The organism is Pyxidicoccus trucidator, from assembly GCF_010894435.1.
Taxonomy (GTDB): Bacteria; Myxococcota; Myxococcia; order Myxococcales; family Myxococcaceae; genus Myxococcus; species Myxococcus trucidator.
Genome location: NZ_JAAIXZ010000006.1, coordinates 522,132 through 539,465, shown reverse-complemented (window position 1 = coordinate 539,465; position 17,334 = coordinate 522,132). Strand labels below are relative to the sequence as shown.

Below are 17,334 nucleotides of genomic sequence, written 5' to 3'. Positions count from 1 at the left end.
GGCAGGGCGCCTGCTCCAAACACGACGGGCGGCCTCCCGTGGGGGAAGCCGCCCGCCTTGCTTCATCGACTCCGAGGCCCGACTACGGCCGCGTGTAGTTGATGGTCAGGTTGTACGTCGCCGTGTTCGCGCCGCCGCCGCGCACCATGACGTGCGCGGCCGTCTGGCCCGCGGGAACCGTCAGGGTGCACGTCTCCGAGGCGCCGGACGTGTTCGGCCGGCAGTCGTAGGCGTTGGTGGTGGGCTGCGAGCCGAAGCGGACGTACAGGTTCGGGTTGCGCGTGCCCGTCATCACCACGCTGAAGGTGGTGCCCGGCACGACGTTGTACGGGCCGAAGCGGTCGTTCTCATTCCGCGTCACCGTGCCCGTGGCCGTCTCCGTCGTCGGAGTGCCACCACCGCCACCGCCGCCGTACGTGCCCTTGAGCGACAGGCCCGAGTACGCGCTGTAGGCGTTCACCATGACGTACCAGGTGCCGGCCGCCGGGTTGTTGAAGGTGCACGCCTCCGTGCTGGTCCCCGTGTACGGACGGCAGTCGTAGGTGCTGGCGCTGGGCGCGCTGCCGAAGCGCACGTACAGGTCCGCGTCACCCGAGCTGCCGGTGGTCTCGAACTTCAGGCTGGTCTGCCCCGCGGGCACCTCGAGCGTGTAGTACTTCTTGTTGCCCGAGCTGCCGGACAGGCCCGTCACCGCCACGCCGTTGGACAGCGGCGTCGTCACCGGAGGCGGAGGAGGCACGCCCACGGCGAGCCACGCGTCCGTCACCGCCTGCACCGTGGCCGCGTCGTAGCCCAGCGCCTGCGCGGCCTGGATGGTGTAAGTCTTGGCCTGCTCGAAGGTGGTGCTCGCCGTGAAGAGGTCCGTGTTGGCCTTGTAGAAGATGCGGCCGGCCTTCTCCGGGCCGATGGCCGTCACGTTGATGCTCGTCTTCCCGCGCGGGTGGGTGCCGCCCTTGGAGAGCAGCGAGAACACCAGGTTGCTGATGCCCGAGCTGTAGTGCACGTCCACGCCCGACGAGTAGTCGCCGTAGAAGTCCAGCGAGACGTCGTCGTTGGCCGGGTCGTCCATGTAGCGGAGGGCGTCGCCAGCGATTCCCGGCGTCCAGATGTCCTCGCCCACCTTGAAGACGTCCGCGTCCGTGGCCCAGCCGCGCGTCCAGCTCTCGCACACGCCGGCGAAGATGTCGGACATGGACTCGTTGAGGCCGCCGGACTCACCCGAGTAGATGAGGTCCGACTCGGTGTCCGTCACCGCGTGGGTCAGCTCGTGGACCGTGACGTCCAGGTCCTTGCCCAGCTCGATGGAGTCCACGCCGTTGCCGTCGCCGTACACCATCTGCGTGCCGTCCCAGTAGGCGTTCACGTAGTTGGTGCTGTAGTGCACGGTGCTGATGAGCGCCGCGCCGGCGTTGTCGTACGAGTCGCGGCCGAAGAGCGTGTTGTAGCAGTTGTACGTCACGCCCAGCTGGTCGTAGTTCATGTCGATGTGGGCATCACCCGTGGCGGCCTGGCCCTCGCTGCGGCGCAGGGTGCCCGGCGTGGACGTGCCGTTGTTCGCGCTGTGCACGCGGCGGTTGAGGGCCGAGTGGAGCTGCGGGTGGAGGGCCACGACGCCGCCGCGCTGAGCATCCACGTAGACGAGGTCGTCGGCGGCCATCGTCTCCCGCTCACCGAGGACGCGCACCTGCCAGGCCAGCCGCGGCTCGTCGGAGCCGTCGGGGTACACGAAGACCAGGGTGGCGGGGCCGCTGGCGGTGGCCTTGGCCGCGCCGGAGCCCAGCTCGGCCGCCTTCAGCGCTGCCTCGGGGGCCACCTTCGCCTCGGTGGAGACCGCCTTGAGGCCGCGGGCGGTGCCGTTGGCCGCGTAGATGAAGCCCTGCTTGTCCGCGTGGATGACGAGCTCCGAGCCCACCACGGGGATGCCCCGCAGGAGCTGGCGGAAGCGCAGGTGCTTGTGGCCCTCGGCGTCCACGGAGGCGCGCCGGAAGACCAGCTCGTCGTTGCGCAGGCGGAAGGCCGCGGCGATGTCACCCAGCGACGCGCGCGCCGCCTCGCCCCGGTCCTCGCGGGCCAGCTGCGAGGACACGGTGGACAGTCGGCCCAGGTCGCCACGGATGAAGTAGGGCACCTCGCCATCGCGGCCCAGCACCTCGGCCCCGGGGAAGCGGGTCAGCGCGGCCTGGATGTCGGCGTCCTTCGCCTCACCCGAGACCTGCGCCTGCTCCGACTCCGGCTGTACCGAGCCGCAGGCAACAAGACCGGCGCCAACCCACGCCGCGCAGAACGTCCTCAGGAATCGATTGCTCAAAAGGCACGACCTTTCCGAAGAAGAAAGGCTTTCATGACACATGAGGAATTCCGTTTTCAAGCGGAAGCTATGAGTTCATTGTATTTTTAGCTGTTCGTTGAATTTCTTGTTTTTCATGTTTCAGCACTTCGAGACCCAGGAGGAGGGGAGGGGCCTCCCCTCCTCGTGGCGTCACCAGGGCATGGCCTCAATGGCCTCCACCATCTTCGCGACGTCGTAGGCGTAGAAGCCCGCCGAGTTGAGGTTGTTGATCTCCCCGACGTACAGGCCGTCGTCGTGCATGAAGACGTCGAGCGCGTAGGCCCGGTCCGGAGACCAGCGGTCGGCCATGGCCTGGGTGAAGGCGTACACCTCCGGCTCCACCTCGGCCGAGGCCACGACGCGGTCTCCGAGCTTGTAGCGCGTGCCGGTGATGACACGGCCGTCCACGACGACCATGCGGTACTCGCGCTGGAGGTGCTTCGGCGCGCTGACCGCCACCCAGGTGTCGGCACTGACGGAGGTGTCCCCACCGAGCCCCAGGACGCTGTCACGCCAGGCGACGAAGTCCTCCCAGGTGGTGACCATTCCCGAGAAGGACTTGTCGTCCAGGCAGGGGCGGATGAAGAAGGGCCCGTCCACCGGCGCGACGTCGGCGAAGCGGCTGACGCGGGCCCCCGCGTTCAGCAGGTGCTCGCCCAGGTGCTCGCGCCAGGCGCGGAAGTCGAAGTTGTCGTTGATGAAGGCGCCCGGCACCCAGCCTCGTCGCTTCGCATACCGGGTCAGCGTGAGGGAGCCCATCACGATGACGGGACCGGACACGTCGACCGCCGGCTCCACGCCCCCGTCGAACGGAATGACCTTCACCAGGGTGTGTGGGATGCCACCGCGCTCCAGCACCTGCATCAGGGTGTGGAAGCCGCGCTCGTTGAACAGATTGTCCTGGACGACCCAGTGCATGTGCCGCGCCTCGGTGGGAGATGTGAGCCCCGGACGCACGTGCGCGCGGGTGGCTGACGTTGGCCAGACGTGCGCAACCCGGGCGACACTGCCAGTACGTATGGATGCCATGAAGCTTCATTCGACTGAACCCCGTTCCTGGCGCAGGTGGCTCCGTGCCACCCGCCTCCTCTGTCTGGGTGCGCTCGTGGCCGCATGCGGGGATGCGGAGGTGCAAGGCCCCTGCGAGCCCGGCTGTCCCGTTCCGCCGCCGGGGCTCGACCAGACCTTCGACCAGGGCTCGCTGTCGCACCGGGTGGTGTCCCGTGGCGCCGGATGGGCCGGGCTCAAGGCCAGGCTGTCCGGAAGCCGGACCTTTGTCCTGGAGACCACCCGACACACGGACCTCCGGTCCACGCGACGGCTCGCCGTGTACTCGCCCGCGTCCAGCGAGGTCTGGGCGGTGACGGAGGCGCCCGGGGAGCACTTCAGCGACTTCGCGGTCCACCCCTCGGGCGAGGTGACGCTGGGGGTGGTGCGCACCGACGCGGAGCGCGGGGGGTATGACCTGGTCCGGTTCTCGTATCAGGGCGAGGTCCTGGCGCGGCATCCGCTTCCGGAGCCCACGAAGTTGCCGGTGGGAGACCTGGGCACGGACCTGCCTCCCCGGCCGTTCCGCATGACGTCCCGGCCGGCGCATGCGCTCACCGACGGCTGGCTCCGTACGGAAGCCCGTGGAGAGAGCCTCGTCGTGGCCTTCCTCACCTTCGTGGACGAGCCCCCACCGACGCCCGAGCTGCCGCCGTCGGACCTGGTGTCCGGAGCGATGGCGCTGGCCTGGCTGGGGACAGGCTACGTCGAGCAGTGGACGCGCCTCGTGGATGGCAGGCACCGGGTGGACCCTTCGGCCTGGGCCTACGACGAGTTCCGCTGGCGGGAGGCGCCGTTCCGGCCGCTGCTCGCGGTGGACGGCGACGGCTCGGTGGTGGTGGGCCGCACGTGGAACACGCAACGGTGCCTCGCGTCGAGCGAGACCTTCCAGACGCCGACGCGGCTGGAGTGCCTCCTGGGCGAGGACGTCACGTCGCCCATGGACACCGAGTACCAGCCCTTTGCCTTCACCGCCTTCTCGCCCACCGGTGAGCGCGAGGGGACGCACTCGTTCGTGCCCGCCGCCGTGGCCGAGTTCGTCGTGTTCGACCTGGCGACGCGGGGAGGGGCGGTTGCGCTCGCCGGCACCGCCGTGCGCCGCAACGCCAGCGACGGCATCGACTACTACCCGCCGTTCCCCGGGGCCGATGCGAACATGGCGCCGTATGACGGCTACGTGGCGGTGCTCGAGCGGCGCTCCGGAGCGCTGCGCTTCGAGAGTTACGTGGGAGGCGAGCGCGCGGACCACTTCTCGTCCGTGCGCTGGACGGACCAGGGTCTGCTTGCCGCGGGAGCGACGGGATGGGATCGCTGGAGCGGGGGCATGAGCATCAGCCGTGGCGCTGGCCCGCTGCTGGCCCTCGTCTCCTTCGACGGCGGGCGCGTGAGGACGCGGAGCCTGCCGCTCGACGGAGGGGACCGCCACTTCCACCTGCTGGGTGTCGACGCGGAGGCGGGTAGGGTGGTGGCGGTGGGACTGGCGGAGGCCCCCATGACGCACGCGGGCGATGGGGGCCAGCGGGCGAACATGACCTTCGGGGGCCTCACCCTGGACCTGCGCTGAAGGTCAGCAGTCAGCAGGGCAGAAGGTGCTGGACTCCCAGGCGTTGCACACCGTGTCGCCGCACGAGGCGTTGACGAACGTCTCGAAGACGGCCTGGCGGTGGGGGATGAAGACGTTGGTGAGCGCCGGGGAGATGCGGTGGCGCGCGCCGTCGGGGCCTGGCTCCGTCGACTCGGACACGTGCGTGAAGCGCTGCGAGGAGGGCCAGATGAGGCCACCGCCCAGGTTGGCGCCGTTGCTGAGCTGGTGGCAGCCGGCGCACGACTGGACCTGCGCGCGGGCCACGATCTGGTCAGGCGTGAGCGTGCTGCCAATGGCCATCAGCTTCGCCTGGATGTTGGTGCGGAAGGCGCTGGGCGCCACGCCGAACTGGGTGACGTAGCGGTTCTCCGTCGCGTGCTGCGCGTCACTCTGGCCGCTGTTGTGGACGTCCGAGGTGAACATCGTGAAGAGGTTGAGGTCGTTGACGGCCAGCCTCGACACCTGGCCGGGGAAGGACGTGTTCTGGAAGGTGGGGGCCTCGGAGTGCACGGAGGCCGGGTTGAAGAGCGTGCCGCCCGGGTTGGTCTTCACCGTCACGGGGAGGAAGCGCAGCGTGCAGGGGACGAGGGCGCGGCACTCCTTGCGCACCTCGAACTCGCGCAGCAGCCAGCTGGTCTGCATGAACTGGTTGGAGCGGACCTGCCCGGTGGAGCCCGTGGTCCGGTTGCCGTAGTTGTCGATGTGCACCACCGGCATGAAGCCCGGGAGCCCGATGAAGTAGAACGTCCGCAGCTTCGAGGCGCGCGAAATCGGGTCGGGGTCCGTCGAGAGGCCGGCCCAGAAGTCCGCGACGGGACGGCAGCCCTCCAGCCCCTTCGAGGGCGTGGGGTTGGGCAGCACGGCCTCGAAGATGACGAGGTTGCGGTCGCTCGCGTTGGTGATGCCCGAGCGCCTCGCATAGGCGATGCGGTACTCGCCGCAGTCAGCGCCCCGGGTGGACGCCAGGTCGAAGCGGTTGAACAGGCCGATGGGGATGTACGCGTTGGGATTGGTGGTGGGATTGATGAAGGGGTCCACCAGCGCCTGGTCTCCCTCCTTGCGAGGGCAGGTGTAGGGGAAGCCGTTCATGTTGGCGATGCCCAGGGTGTCGCAGTGCGCGCCGCTTCCCAGCCCCGGGGAGGGCCGCGCCGTGTCCCACCACCGCTGGAAGAGGTCCAGCTCCGTCGTGGCGACTCCGCTGCTGGCGACGAGCTGACTCATGAAGAGTGAGAAGGAGAAGCCGCTGAGGACGGCCTGGTCCGTCACCACCAGTGAGCGGCGCGGGTCCACGGTGATGAGCTGGGCCGTGGGGCCGGCGGGCACCATCTCGGGCAGGACGCCAATGCCACGGCGCTCGGGGTGGAGGTCCTCGGCCGTCTCCGTCAGGTCGGCGAGAGAGGGGGCCGTCTCGGGCTCCAGCCCGTCCGTGCCGCAGCCGCTCGCCAGGGTCAGGGCCGTGGCGCCCAGCAGGGCCATCCATTTCCGCTCGTGCAGGGTGTTCACGTGGTGTCTCCAGTGCGGCCCCGGGTTCGGGGGGAGTCGCTGGGAGACGAACGGAGGGCGCGCGAAATCTTCCCCACGGAGGGTTTGAGTAGGGGAATGCCAGGGGGCCGGGCGCTGGGAAGGGCCCGAAGCGCCTGACGATTCTCGCGCTGGAGTGAGGCGCCCTCAGTCGATGAAGCACCCGGTCAGCCGCGGGTCCGTGCGCAGGAGGTCTTCAACCTCCGGCGCGCAGTCCCTCGACGAGAGCACCGTGTAGAAGTCGTCCTTCAACGACGGGGCGAGGCGGACGGCTTCCAGCCACTCGCGGCGGGAGAACGGGTCCGCGGTGATGCCCCGCCAGAAGCCGGTGGCGTCCAGCACGGAGGCCACGCGCTCCGTGCCCTGGCCTTGCAGGCGGCTGACGACATACGTGGCCACCCCGACCTGCAAGCCGTGGAGGCGGGGGCGCGCGGACACCGAGTCCAGCGCGTGGGACAACAGGTGCTCGCTGCCGCTCGCCGGGCGTGACGAGCCGCTCACCTCCATCGCAATCCCATTCAGCATCAGCGACGTCGCCAGGAGGCGGATGCCCTCCACGTCCTTCACCGGCCTCGCCATGAACTGGAACACGGTGGCGTCCGAGAGCAGCGCCGCGAAGTCATTCACCGGCGTCCCTCGCGCATGGAACGCCCGCTTCCAGTCGGCGATGGCCGTCACCTTCGCGACGAGGTCGCCAATGCCAGACCACCAGAGCGGGTCCGGCGCGTGGAGGCAGACCTCCGTGTCGACGACCACGCCCGACGGCATCACCGCCCGCAGCGAGCGGCGATGCCCCGCTTGAGTGAGGCTCGACTGGGGGCTGCAGAAGCCGTCATTCGACAGGGATGTGGGGACGGCGAGGTAGGGGAGGCCCGCGAGGAAGGCCACGTACTTGGCCACGTCCAGCGCCCGCCCGCCGCCGAACCCGACAATGGCCTGACAGCCCGAGGGCAGGGCGGTGAACAGCGCGGACGCGCGCTCGAAGCTCGCCTCGTCCACTTCCACCCGCCCCACGAGGGTGATGCCCTCGCGCGCGAGGCTGGACTCCAGGCGCTGGCCCAGCACGGGCTGCAAGCCAGCGCTCACCAGCAAGCCGACGCGGCGGTGCCCGGCCCGTGCCAGGTAGACGCCGAGGCGGTCGAGCGCACCCGGCTTGATGCGCACGAGCTCGGGGAGGAAGAGGGGACGCGTGCTTGGAGCCATAGGGGTGCCACGAGAATGGCACGGCAACCGGTCGACAAGAAAAAGCACCGGCCTCCCTCGCGGGAGCACCGGTGCCAGAACTCTCGATCTGGAGACGACGGGCTCAGACCTCGTAGCCGGTCTGCTCGAAGACGATGACCTTCTTGGACACGGGGAAGAGGATGACGAAGAGGCGGAACCAGCCGGAGGCGCCAGGGGCCACCAGGTAGGAGTGGTAGCGCGTCGCCACCTGCACGTTCTCCGTGCCATTCCCATAGGCCGCGAGGATCTGCGGGTGCAGGGGCGCGAACTCCGAGTACAGATAGGCCTGGGCCTGGGAGTAGCTGAGCGCGATGGCGTCATCCGCGCCGTACGCGCTGTACTCCTGCAGCGCCATCACCGCACTGTCCGCCTGGGTGAGCGTCGGCTGGCTCGTGTACGGCCAGGCGAAGTCGAAGCGGCGCAGCGAGCCCTCGGTCCAGTCACGCACGTCGTTGCCGGCCTCGAGCGTCGCCTCGAGCTGCGCGGTGAGGGACTGCTCGGACAGGGCCAGCGAGACGCCAGACGTGTCCGAGGTGGACGGGGGCGTGGGGCACGCGCCGCTCAGGCACGCGGAGTGCAACCGGAACTGCTTGCCCGAGCCGCTGCCCGAGCTCACCACGACGAGGTACTCACCGGCCGTCAGGGACACCGAGTCAATCCTGCTCAGGTCGCCATAGCCGTAGTTGTCGTCCTGGGCGCGCGGGGATGCGCCATAGCTGCCGCTCGTGTTCCGGGGCCCGTACACCAGCAGGCCGGTGTCCAGGTTCATGGAGCTGCCCCCGTGGGTGACCTCGAAGCGGGCGACGAGTGAGCCCGGCACCGTCACCTTGAACGAGTAGTACTGGGGGTTCTGGGTGAAGTACGTCTGCACGGAGCTGCCCAGGCTCACCGGGCCCAGATACGTGGTGTTCTCATAGATGTTTCCGCTCGTCGGCGTGGGCGGCACATACAGCACGGCCTGCGTGCTCTGCTCCACCGCCTGCGCTGGCTTGTCGCCGCCAGCCACGTTTCCACAGGCGGCCAGCACGGCCACCGGTAGCACGGTCCACATCTTCATCAGCGCGTGACGCATCGTTGCCTCGCTCTCGGAGTGGGAGTGAGCGCCCGTGTGTCACGACCAATTCTTGAATTCAAGCAATATGCGGAAAAGCCCGCATGGTTCTTGACCGACCCGTGGCGGGTCGATAGTGCTCATGAGACCTGAATCACCATTCAATTCAGGCCACGTCGCACAACCATACCTCAGGGGAACGCATGCACTCGTTTGGACGTCTTGGAGGTCTGCTCGTCGGGCTCGGACTGTTCGTTGGCTGTGGAGGTCAGGAGCCGCAGGTCCCCGCGCCCGAGGGCGCGGAGTCGCTGGAGACGGCGGAGTCCACGGTGTACGAGGCTCCGGACAGCCTCTCCGGGCTGCTGGGGAGCTACACGCGCTACTGGCCGCCGGCGGCCGCGGAGGAGATCACCTCCATGACGCTGACGGGCGTGGAGTACGTGGACCACGTGGAGGGGAGCTACGTCCGCACGGTGAGCCGCGCGTGTCCCATCTACGGGTGCAACACGGAGACCGGTACCTTCTGGGCGCTGCCCAACAACCCGGCGGTGGGCGCGGTCATCGTCTTCAAGGACCTGGCGGGCGCGGAGCGGGACTTCTACGCCATCAGCCAGATCCAGCGCAGCGCCTTCACCGGGAAGATCACCGGCATCGTCCTGATAAAGGGCGGCAGCGTGTCGCCGGTGCCGTTCACCATGACGCGCGTGGGCTTCTAGTTCCTTCACCCTGGCCGCGGCGTCCCTGAGCGAGGGACGCCGCGGCCAGGGCCGTGGTCGGCGCGGCTGACTGTCCGTCAGGGCGTGACGGAGACGAGCGTGCCCGCCAGGGAGTTGTTGTCCTCGAGGAGCTCAGAGACGGCGCCGTACGTGTCCGCCGAGGTGCCCACGTACCAGGAGCCGGTGGTGGGCGCGTTGGCGTTCACCGAGCGGGAGCGGGTGACGCACTGGCCCGCGTTGAGCGACACCCCCGTCACCGTGCCCAGGTAGGAGTCCTCGGGCGGCAGCGGCGCCACCGGCGGGCGGATGACGTTGTCCGAGGAGAAGAAGAGGTCCACGTCCGTGACGGCCGCGGCCTGCCCCCGGTTGCACACCGTGAAGCTGACGGTGAACGCCGCCCCCAGTCGCACGCTGGAGGCCGAGGTCACCGAGGTGATGACCAGGTCCGGCTTGTTGCCCACGCCGATGCGGTTGACCGCCAGGGTGTTGTTGTCCTCGATGAGCTCCGCGCGGCTGCCGGTGGGGTCCACCACCGCGCCCAGGAACCAGGCTCCGTCCGGAACCGACGGCGCCGTCACGGTCAGCGCCCTGCTCGCGCACAGGCCCACGTTGAGCGAGATGCCCGTCACCGTGCCCAGGTAGAAGTCCTCGGGCGGCTGGGGGGCCACCGGCAGGCGGAGGGTGTTGTCCGAGGACAGGTACAGGTCCACGTTCACGATGCCGCTCTGCTGCCCCCGGTTGCACACGGTGACGTTGGTGCTGAACGTGCTGCCCTGCCTGCCGCTGTACGGCCCGGTGACGGCCGTGACGACGAAGTCCGGCAGGTTGCCCACTCCAATGCGGTTGCCCGTGAGGAGGTTGTTGTCCTCGATGAGCTCCAGGGAGTTGTTGCGGGGGTCCGCCACCGCCCCCAGGTGGTATGCACCGTCCATCACCCCGGGCGACATGGCGCTCACGCTCCTGCTGACGCACTGGCCGGCGTTGAGCGTCACTCCCGGCACCGTACCCAGGAAGAAGTCCTCGGGCGGCAACGGAGCCGCTGGCGGCCGGATGACGCTGTCCGCGGACAGGTACAGGTCCACGTCCACGGTGCCGCTCTGCTGGCCACGGTTGCAGAAGACGACGCTCGCGCTGAAGGAGGTGTTGGGCCTGACGCTGTAGGGGCCGGTGACGGAGGTGATGACGAAGTCGGGCTGGTTGCCCACGCCAATGCGATAGCCGGGCGAGGAGTTGTTGTCCTCGAGGAGCTCCTGGCGGTTGTTGAGCGGGTCCGCCACGGCGCCCAGGTGGTAGGCGCCCTGGAAGGCCGGGGGAGGCAGCCAGGCATTGCCCTGGACGGGCACGGTGGCGCAGTGGCCCGGGTAGAGCGGGCCCGAGGGGGCGCCGCCCACGAAGGAGTCCTCCATGGGGCCTGGCGCGGTGTTGGTGCGGATGGTGGCGTCGGCGGACAGGTAGAGCTCCACCAGGGTGTCACCCGGGCGGGTGCCGTGGTTGCAGACCGTCACCTGCGCGGTGAGGGGCTGGCCGTCCGGGACGCTGGTGGGGCCGGTGACGGAGGTGATGACGAAGTCAGGCGCGTCGCCCACGCCGATGCGATAGCCGGACGAGGAGTTGTTGTCCTCGAGGAGCTCCTGGCGGTTGTTGGACGGGTCCACCACGGCGCCGAGGTGGTAGGCGCCCTCGGTGACCGGGGGAGGCAGCCAGGCATTGCCCTGGACGGGCACGGTGGCGCACTGGCCCGGGTAGAGCGGGCCTGAGGGAGCGCCGCCCACGAAGGAGTCCTCCATGGGCCCCGGCCCGGTGTTGGGCTGGATGAAGCCATCCTCGGACAGGTAGAGCTCCACGTGGGAGTCACCCGAGGTGGTGCCGTGGTTGCAGACCGTCACCTGCGCGGTGAGAGGCTGACCTTCCTCGGCGCTGGTGGGGCCGGTGACGGAGGTGATGACGAAGTCGGGCCGGTTGCCCACGCCGATGCGGTAGCCGGACGAGGAGTTGTTGTCCTCGATGAGTTCGTCCCGCACGTGCTGCGGGTCCACCACGGCGCCGAGGTGGTAGGGGCCCTCGGTGCCTGGGGGAGGCAGCCAGGCATTGCCCTGGACGGGCATGGTGGCGCACTGGCCTGGGTAGAGCGGGTCCGAGTGGGCGCTGCCCACGAACATGTCCTCCTGCGGCCCCGGCCCGCCGGAGGGCTGGATGAATTCATCGGCGGACAGGTAGAGCTCCACCATGGCGTCACCGGAGAGGGTGCCCTGGTTGCAGACCGTCACCCGCGCCGCGAGGCTCTGGCCGGACTGCACGCTGGTGGGGCCCTCCACGGCGGTGATGAGGAAGTCCGGCCCGTAGCCCACGCCCATCGGCCCGCTGAGCCGCGAGTTGTTGCTCTCGTCGGACTCGAACTCGAAGTCGTAGGGGTCGGCGAGCGCCCCCAGGTACCACGCGCCATCCGACGGCGCGGGGCTCACCGGGACGGTGCGCGTGTCGCACACTCCGGGAGGCAGGTAGCCCAGGTACTCGCTCCCGCCCCAGAAGTCCGTGGCGATGGACAGGTTGCTGTCATCCGACAGCACCAGCGCCACCTCCGTTCCGCCTCCCGTGTCGCCCCGGTTGCACACCGTCACCGTCGCGTTGAAGAAGCTGCCCGGCGTCGTGCTGGTGGGGCCGCTCAGCGCCGTCACCACGAAGTCGGGTCCTCCCAACCCCTGCTTCGCTTCCTTCAGTGAGTCCGCGGAGGGGTCTCCCGAGTTACACCCCACCGCCACGGAGGCCAGCGCGAGCGCGCCGGCTACCGTTCGTCCGATGTTTCGTCTCATGCGTGTCTGCTCCCTGGGCTGGCTCTACTGCGGCCATACAAGTCTGCTGGATTGCCCGCAAAAGCGGTATGAGCAGATTATTCTCCGGGATGACCCGCACCCACCCAGAACGACTGGACGGTCCTGGTCTACGACGGTGCCGGCACCATCGGTGACGCCTGAACGTGCGCTCGGTGAGAGCCGGGCGCACGTCCACGTCATCAGGGCCCTGGACGTCCTAGTTCACGTCCCCGAACACGATGCCGTAACCCACGGAGTTGGGCGCCCCGCCATCCACCACGCCGGTACCCGGCGTCATGCATGTGAAGGTGCTGGTGACGTCGTCGTAGGCATACGTATAGGCCGTGGGGCAGGCCTGCTTGAGGAAGGCGAGCCAGGGCTGGACGCTCTGGGCCCACACCGCGTTGTTGTTGACGCACTGCCCGGCGTCCGCCTGGGCCGGGTTGTTGCCAGCCTCCAGCGTGGTGGGCCAGAAGCTCCCCGCCTTGTTGCCCGGGAAGGTCGCGCAGCCACAGCAGGCCTGGGTGTTTCCGGCGGTCGCGTTGTAGCAGGAGCTGGAGAACTGCCCGGCGCACCCGAAGAGGTTGGTCAGCGTGTCCGTCACCGTGCCCGCGGTCATCATCTGCGAGCAGTTGAGGGGGCCATAGCTGTAGCCGGGCAGCATCGAGCACAGGTCCTCGTAGGACCACCAGCCGATGGACTTGCCACACGCCTGGACGAGCGGAGTCATGTCGCCGATGCCCGGCAGGAACGTCGTGCCGCACGTCGGAGTCCCCGCGTCAGCCGAGCAGTCACTGTCCGCCTGGCAGGCGCTGCAATAGCCGGTGGCGGGGTTGTTGGGGTTGCTGCACACCGCGTTGCCCGCGCAGTAGGGCTGGGTGGTGCTGCACTTCGTCAGCGTCGGCTGGCACAGGTTGTTGACGCAGCTCGTGCCCGACGCGCAGTCGCTGCTGCTCGTGCATACCGGCAGCGTGACGGCGCGCAGCAGCACGGAGTAGTCGGCGGGGAGCCCGGTGCTCGTGTCCGGCGTGAACTTCCAGGAGCAGGCCTCCAGCATGCCCGCGTCCGCGTTGCCCTGGGCGCTCGTGCCGCCGGCATTTCCACAGGAGTAGGGCGAGGGCGGGGAGGCAGGCGCGAAGCCGCCGTCGCCGAGCGGCCCCATCTGGATGCTGACGTTCGCCCCGTTGATGATGGTGACGTCATAGAAGTCGAGGGCGTTGGGCTGAAGGGTGAACTCGGCGGAGGAGAACGGGTTGGTGCCGCCCTTGCCGAGAGGGCAGGGCTGGCCGGGGGCGTTGCCGCAGTCCGCGCTCTGGCACTTCGTGCCGTCGGCCTGGCAGCCCAGGCGCCCGAAGATGCCGCCGCTCCACCCCACGACGGACCGGCACAGGCACGTGCCGCCCTCCGGGCAGGCCGTCGGCGGGTTGGAGATGGCGCCACCGCTGGCCTGGAGACACCGGTTGCTCTGGCACTGCGAATCCTGGGTACAGGCGGAGTACTCGGGCTGGAGGCTGGAGTAGGCGGTGGGCAGGGTTGAAGGCATGCACAGCGTGGCCGTCTCGCCGGTCGTCAGCTCGAGCGCGTCCAGGGGGACGCCGCCGTCCGTGGCCGGGTACTGGCACAGCCCCAGGGCCACGTCGCAGCTCTGGCCCGACGGGCAGGTGGGGTTCGCCGAGCTGCACCCCTGGTTCTCGCCGGGGATGACCTGCTGGAAGTAGCAGGTGCCTCCGTTGGCGAGGCTACACTCCTGCACCGTGCTGGAGCAGGTCGTCCCGGAGGGACACGCGCTCTGTCCTCCGCTGGCGCACATGCACAGGCCCGTCGCGGTGTCACAGCTTCCGGCGCTACACCCCGTGCAGGGGGCCACCTGCTTCGCGCCCGTGCACAGCGGCGTGGGGAGGTCGACGGTGACAGTCGTCGCGGTGCCGTTGCACTGCGTGCCGGGCGCCACCATGCACTGCCCCGTGCGGGTGTCGCACATGTTGCCCGAGTTGCAGTCCGCGCTGCTCGTACAGCCCGGATTGTTGCACTGCTGGTTGGGACCACAGTCGCTGTCGTCCGTGCAGTTGAAGGGCGGCGGCGCCGCCCCCGCCGTCTGGCCGATCCACACCGTCTGGGTCGCCTGGTTCGTCAGGGTGAAGGTGCGGAACCCCTGCGGGCAGCTCACCGGGGGGGACAGCGAGGCGGACGTGGCCGCGAGCTCGGGGCGAGCGCTGGTGCCCAGACTCTTGCAGCCATTTCCCATCGCGAGCACCACCACCACCGCGGACAGGCCCAGCGACAGTATTGGGGCAATCAACCGACGTGACGTCATGAGCGAGCCTCCGATTCGAGAGACGGAGGAGCACCCCACGTTGTGATTGTCACGCACGGCCAGGAGCAAGAGGGCCCGGAGCGAAGCCCCCACCGGGACACACTGAGGGCACATGCGGCCCAGGCAGCGCGAGCCGAACTCACGGCCCGCTCACAGCAGGATGTCGGTGCCGAGCGAAATCGTCGGCCCCGTCTGCCCCGCCGTGTAGAAGCCGAAGCTGGACCCGGTGGGGCTGCGGTCGACGTAGATGAAGTGCAGGTTCAACCGCCAGCTCCGCGCGGCCATGGGGAACACGCTGACGCCGCCAGACAGCTCCCAGGGACGGCGGCCGAAGTCGTCGAAGACGAAGGAGCCCGTGGAGTACACGCCCACGTACTTCGGGACGACCATGTACATCCCCTGGACGAAGAAGCCGTGGTCGAAGATGGAGTCCTGCGGCACCGGGCCGGTGGCCAGGAAGTCCGAGAGCCTGCGGAAGAAATACTCCCCCTGGAACGTGAAGCCCCGGAACTTCGCCCCCACGTCGAGCGCCAGCACCTGGTAGTCGAGCTTGCGCACCGTCACCCCGTCCGCGAGCGCGTCCTGCTCGAAGGCCAGCAGCCCGTCGGAGAGACGAATCTGGGTTTCATTGGGCGCCAGGCCGAGCTCGCTCGCCCGGTCTTCCCGCGCGTGCGCCACCGAGAAGCCGAAGCGGGTGGCCACCCGCTGATGCTCCTCGAAGTCCGCCAGGCCGCCCCGCAGGCCGAACTCGCCCGTGGTGGGCAGCCACGCGACGGACGCGCTGTAGGCCATGTCGCGCGCGTCATTGGCCGCGGTGATGCCGAGCTGGCTCAGGTTCGTGTTCACCGAGAGCGTGTAGGTCAGCCGGTGGAGGGGCTCGCCCTTCAACCAGACACCGGAGGAGAAACCGCCCCGGAAGAACTCCTCCGACATCTGCCGGTCGCTCGAGGCCCAGAACGGATGCGAGCCCTGCATCGAGCGGGCGGTGAGCGTGGGCCCGATGCCGGCGCCCAGCGTGAGGGCCTTGTTGAACCGGAACTGCAGGTTGCCGAAGGCCAGCGTCTGCTGCGTGGTGGGCAGCGACCAGACGGTGAGCGTGTACGTCAGTCGCGGGGTGAGCGCGAAGCCCGAGAACCAGATCATCGAGCGGTGCCAGTTGATGTCGTGGCGCGTCTTGGCGGTGCGCTCGCGCCCGAGATGGTCGATGAACGTCTGCTCCGCCGGGAGCTGATTCACATAGCGCACCAGGCCGTAGAGGCTCACATTCAGGCTGCCCCAGTCCGTCTCGAGCACCTGGAAGCCCCGGGCGGGCCGGAACTCACCGGCAATGGCATTCTCGGCGGGCTCCAGGTCCTGCTCGTCCGGCTTGGCCTGGGCGGGGGCATCCACCGGGGCTTCATCCTGGGCTCCGGCCCGGAGTGGAACGAGCGCTACTGCAATGACAACCAGCGCCAGCAGCGGGCCATGGAGGTATCGACGGAGGTCTGGGGGCATGGAGCTCTAGGGAGGCGCGGGGCGGTTGCGTTGGGAGCGCTCCCACGCGCGGACCTTCACGTGGGCCGCGTCGAACAGGCGCGCGAAGTTGCCCTTGAGCAGCTTCTCGCGGACCTCTGGAGACAGCAGCTCCAGCATCGGAACGTACTGCTCGTAGACGCGCAGGTAGTCGGCCTGGTTGGAGGGGGCGACCTCGTCGGTGCCGAAGAGGAAGCGGTCGGGATACCGGCTGAGGGTGTCCGCCACCCGCCGCGTGGTCTCCGGCGTGGCCATGGCGTACTTCGCGACCTCGGTCCAGGAGATGTCCATGTACACGTGGCTGTATTGCGGGTCCGCGAGCAGCTCCTCCGCCATGGCCATGTGATGGAGCACCGGACGCACCACCCGGCCCACGCCGATATGCGCCCAGATGATGGTGGTCCTGGGATGGCGCCGGAACAGGGCCTTGAGCTGCTCCAGGTGGACCGGGACCTTTTCCCGCTCGGCGAAGGGAACGTCGATGTCGTTGTGCAGAATCACCACGAGGCCCGCCTCGCCGGCGAAGTCCAGGATGCGGTCCAGCGCCGGGTCCGTCAGGCTGGCGACCTCGCCCGCGATTTTCGCCGACACGAATTCCTTGTGGATGGTGAACTCGCCAATGCCGCTGAACACCCCGGGGTAGAGCGTGAGCACCCGCTTGATGTGGTCCGCCGCGTACATGTCGGTGGGGTTGAAGCCGGTAATCATCGGCTCGAAGCGCGCGCGCTGCTCCCGGGGCAGGGACAGATAGGCCTGCGCGATGAACGCATCCGTGAAGGAGTAGTAGTAGAGCGGCGCGTCCGTCTGCAGGTAGTAGGTGGGCGCGAAGTCCCCCGAGACGCGATGGGACCACTGCTGCTGCAAGGGAATGCCGAACAGCGTGGCCCGGCCCACCTTGTTTCCCATCACCCGCAGCAGGTCGCGGATGTCGATGCCCTCCTGGATGTAATTGGTCAGGTGGACGTGCGAATCGTGGAAGAGGAAGGTCCTCGGCGGGGGAGTCTGTCCAAAGGCCGCCGCCGCCACGAGCAGGCCGAGCGCGAGCCCTGCGCCCCATGGGTTCTGCGAAGCAGGCAGTCGCGGCAAGGGCAGGCCTCCGGGCAGGCCTCCGCAACCTAGGGAGGCTCCTCCCCCCCCGAGAATCCGTCGCGGGGGTGGGGGTAATGTCCTGTGGGCGAACAGGAGCACGGCCCCTCTCTCACGTCGCGATCGGCCAGGCGGGCGC

At 68.9% G+C, this 17,334-nt stretch carries 11 protein-coding genes; 2 read left to right on the top strand and 9 right to left on the bottom strand.

The window, feature by feature from the left end; genetic code table 11:
* Nucleotides 1-82 precede the first annotated feature (82 nt).
* Both G4D85_RS20285 and G4D85_RS20280 read right to left on the bottom strand, forming a co-directional pair.
* Nucleotides 83-2,308 carry a M4 family metallopeptidase gene (locus G4D85_RS20285; RefSeq protein WP_240359386.1) on the bottom strand — a complete coding sequence of 742 codons (2,226 nt, stop codon included), beginning with the start codon at nucleotides 2,306-2,308 and terminating at the stop codon, nucleotides 83-85.
* Nucleotides 2,309-2,479: 171 nt separating this feature from the next.
* Nucleotides 2,480-3,247 carry an ATP-grasp domain-containing protein gene (locus G4D85_RS20280; RefSeq protein WP_164014386.1) on the bottom strand — a complete coding sequence of 256 codons (768 nt, stop codon included), beginning with the start codon at nucleotides 3,245-3,247 and terminating at the stop codon, nucleotides 2,480-2,482.
* Nucleotides 3,248-3,458: 211 nt separating this feature from the next.
* Between G4D85_RS20280 and G4D85_RS20275 the strand changes: the two genes are divergently transcribed.
* Complete coding sequence (locus tag G4D85_RS20275; RefSeq protein ID WP_164014383.1) at nucleotides 3,459-4,940, top strand: hypothetical protein; 1,482 nt, start codon at nucleotides 3,459-3,461, stop codon at nucleotides 4,938-4,940.
* Between the two features lie 3 nt (nucleotides 4,941-4,943).
* Here G4D85_RS20275 and G4D85_RS20270 read toward each other — a convergent pair whose 3' ends face one another.
* The 3 genes from G4D85_RS20270 to G4D85_RS20260 form a co-directional block, all read right to left on the bottom strand.
* Nucleotides 4,944-6,464: a hypothetical protein gene (locus tag G4D85_RS20270; protein WP_164014381.1), complete on the bottom strand. Its 1,521-nt coding sequence runs from the start codon at nucleotides 6,462-6,464 to the stop codon at nucleotides 4,944-4,946.
* Between the two features lie 165 nt (nucleotides 6,465-6,629).
* Entirely contained in the window at nucleotides 6,630-7,685 is a 1,056-nt protein-coding gene (locus tag G4D85_RS20265; RefSeq protein ID WP_164014379.1) for an iron-containing alcohol dehydrogenase family protein, read from the bottom strand.
* Nucleotides 7,686-7,788: 103 nt separating this feature from the next.
* A complete protein-coding gene (locus G4D85_RS20260) occupies nucleotides 7,789-8,778 on the bottom strand; it encodes a hypothetical protein (protein ID WP_205525620.1) in 990 nt (329 codons plus the stop codon).
* Between the two features lie 182 nt (nucleotides 8,779-8,960).
* Between G4D85_RS20260 and G4D85_RS20255 the strand changes: the two genes are divergently transcribed.
* The gene (locus tag G4D85_RS20255; RefSeq protein WP_164014375.1) at nucleotides 8,961-9,473 is read left to right on the top strand and encodes a hypothetical protein; all 513 of its coding nucleotides are present in this window, start codon (nucleotides 8,961-8,963) and stop codon (nucleotides 9,471-9,473) included.
* Nucleotides 9,474-9,550: 77 nt separating this feature from the next.
* Here the strand turns inward: G4D85_RS20255 and G4D85_RS20250 are convergent, their stop codons facing one another.
* From G4D85_RS20250 to G4D85_RS20235, 4 genes are all read right to left on the bottom strand, one after another.
* Nucleotides 9,551-12,283, bottom strand: coding sequence for a CARDB domain-containing protein (locus G4D85_RS20250; RefSeq protein ID WP_164014374.1), 2,733 nt, complete (start codon nucleotides 12,281-12,283; stop codon nucleotides 9,551-9,553).
* Between the two features lie 217 nt (nucleotides 12,284-12,500).
* A complete protein-coding gene (locus G4D85_RS20245) occupies nucleotides 12,501-14,597 on the bottom strand; it encodes a thaumatin family protein (protein ID WP_164014371.1) in 2,097 nt (698 codons plus the stop codon).
* Between the two features lie 150 nt (nucleotides 14,598-14,747).
* Nucleotides 14,748-16,091: a hypothetical protein gene (locus tag G4D85_RS20240; protein ID WP_164014370.1), complete on the bottom strand. Its 1,344-nt coding sequence runs from the start codon at nucleotides 16,089-16,091 to the stop codon at nucleotides 14,748-14,750.
* A 6-nt stretch (nucleotides 16,092-16,097) separates the two neighbouring features.
* Nucleotides 16,098-17,195, bottom strand: coding sequence for an amidohydrolase family protein (locus G4D85_RS20235; RefSeq protein ID WP_205525619.1), 1,098 nt, complete (start codon nucleotides 17,193-17,195; stop codon nucleotides 16,098-16,100).
* Nucleotides 17,196-17,334: the final 139 nt, after the last annotated feature.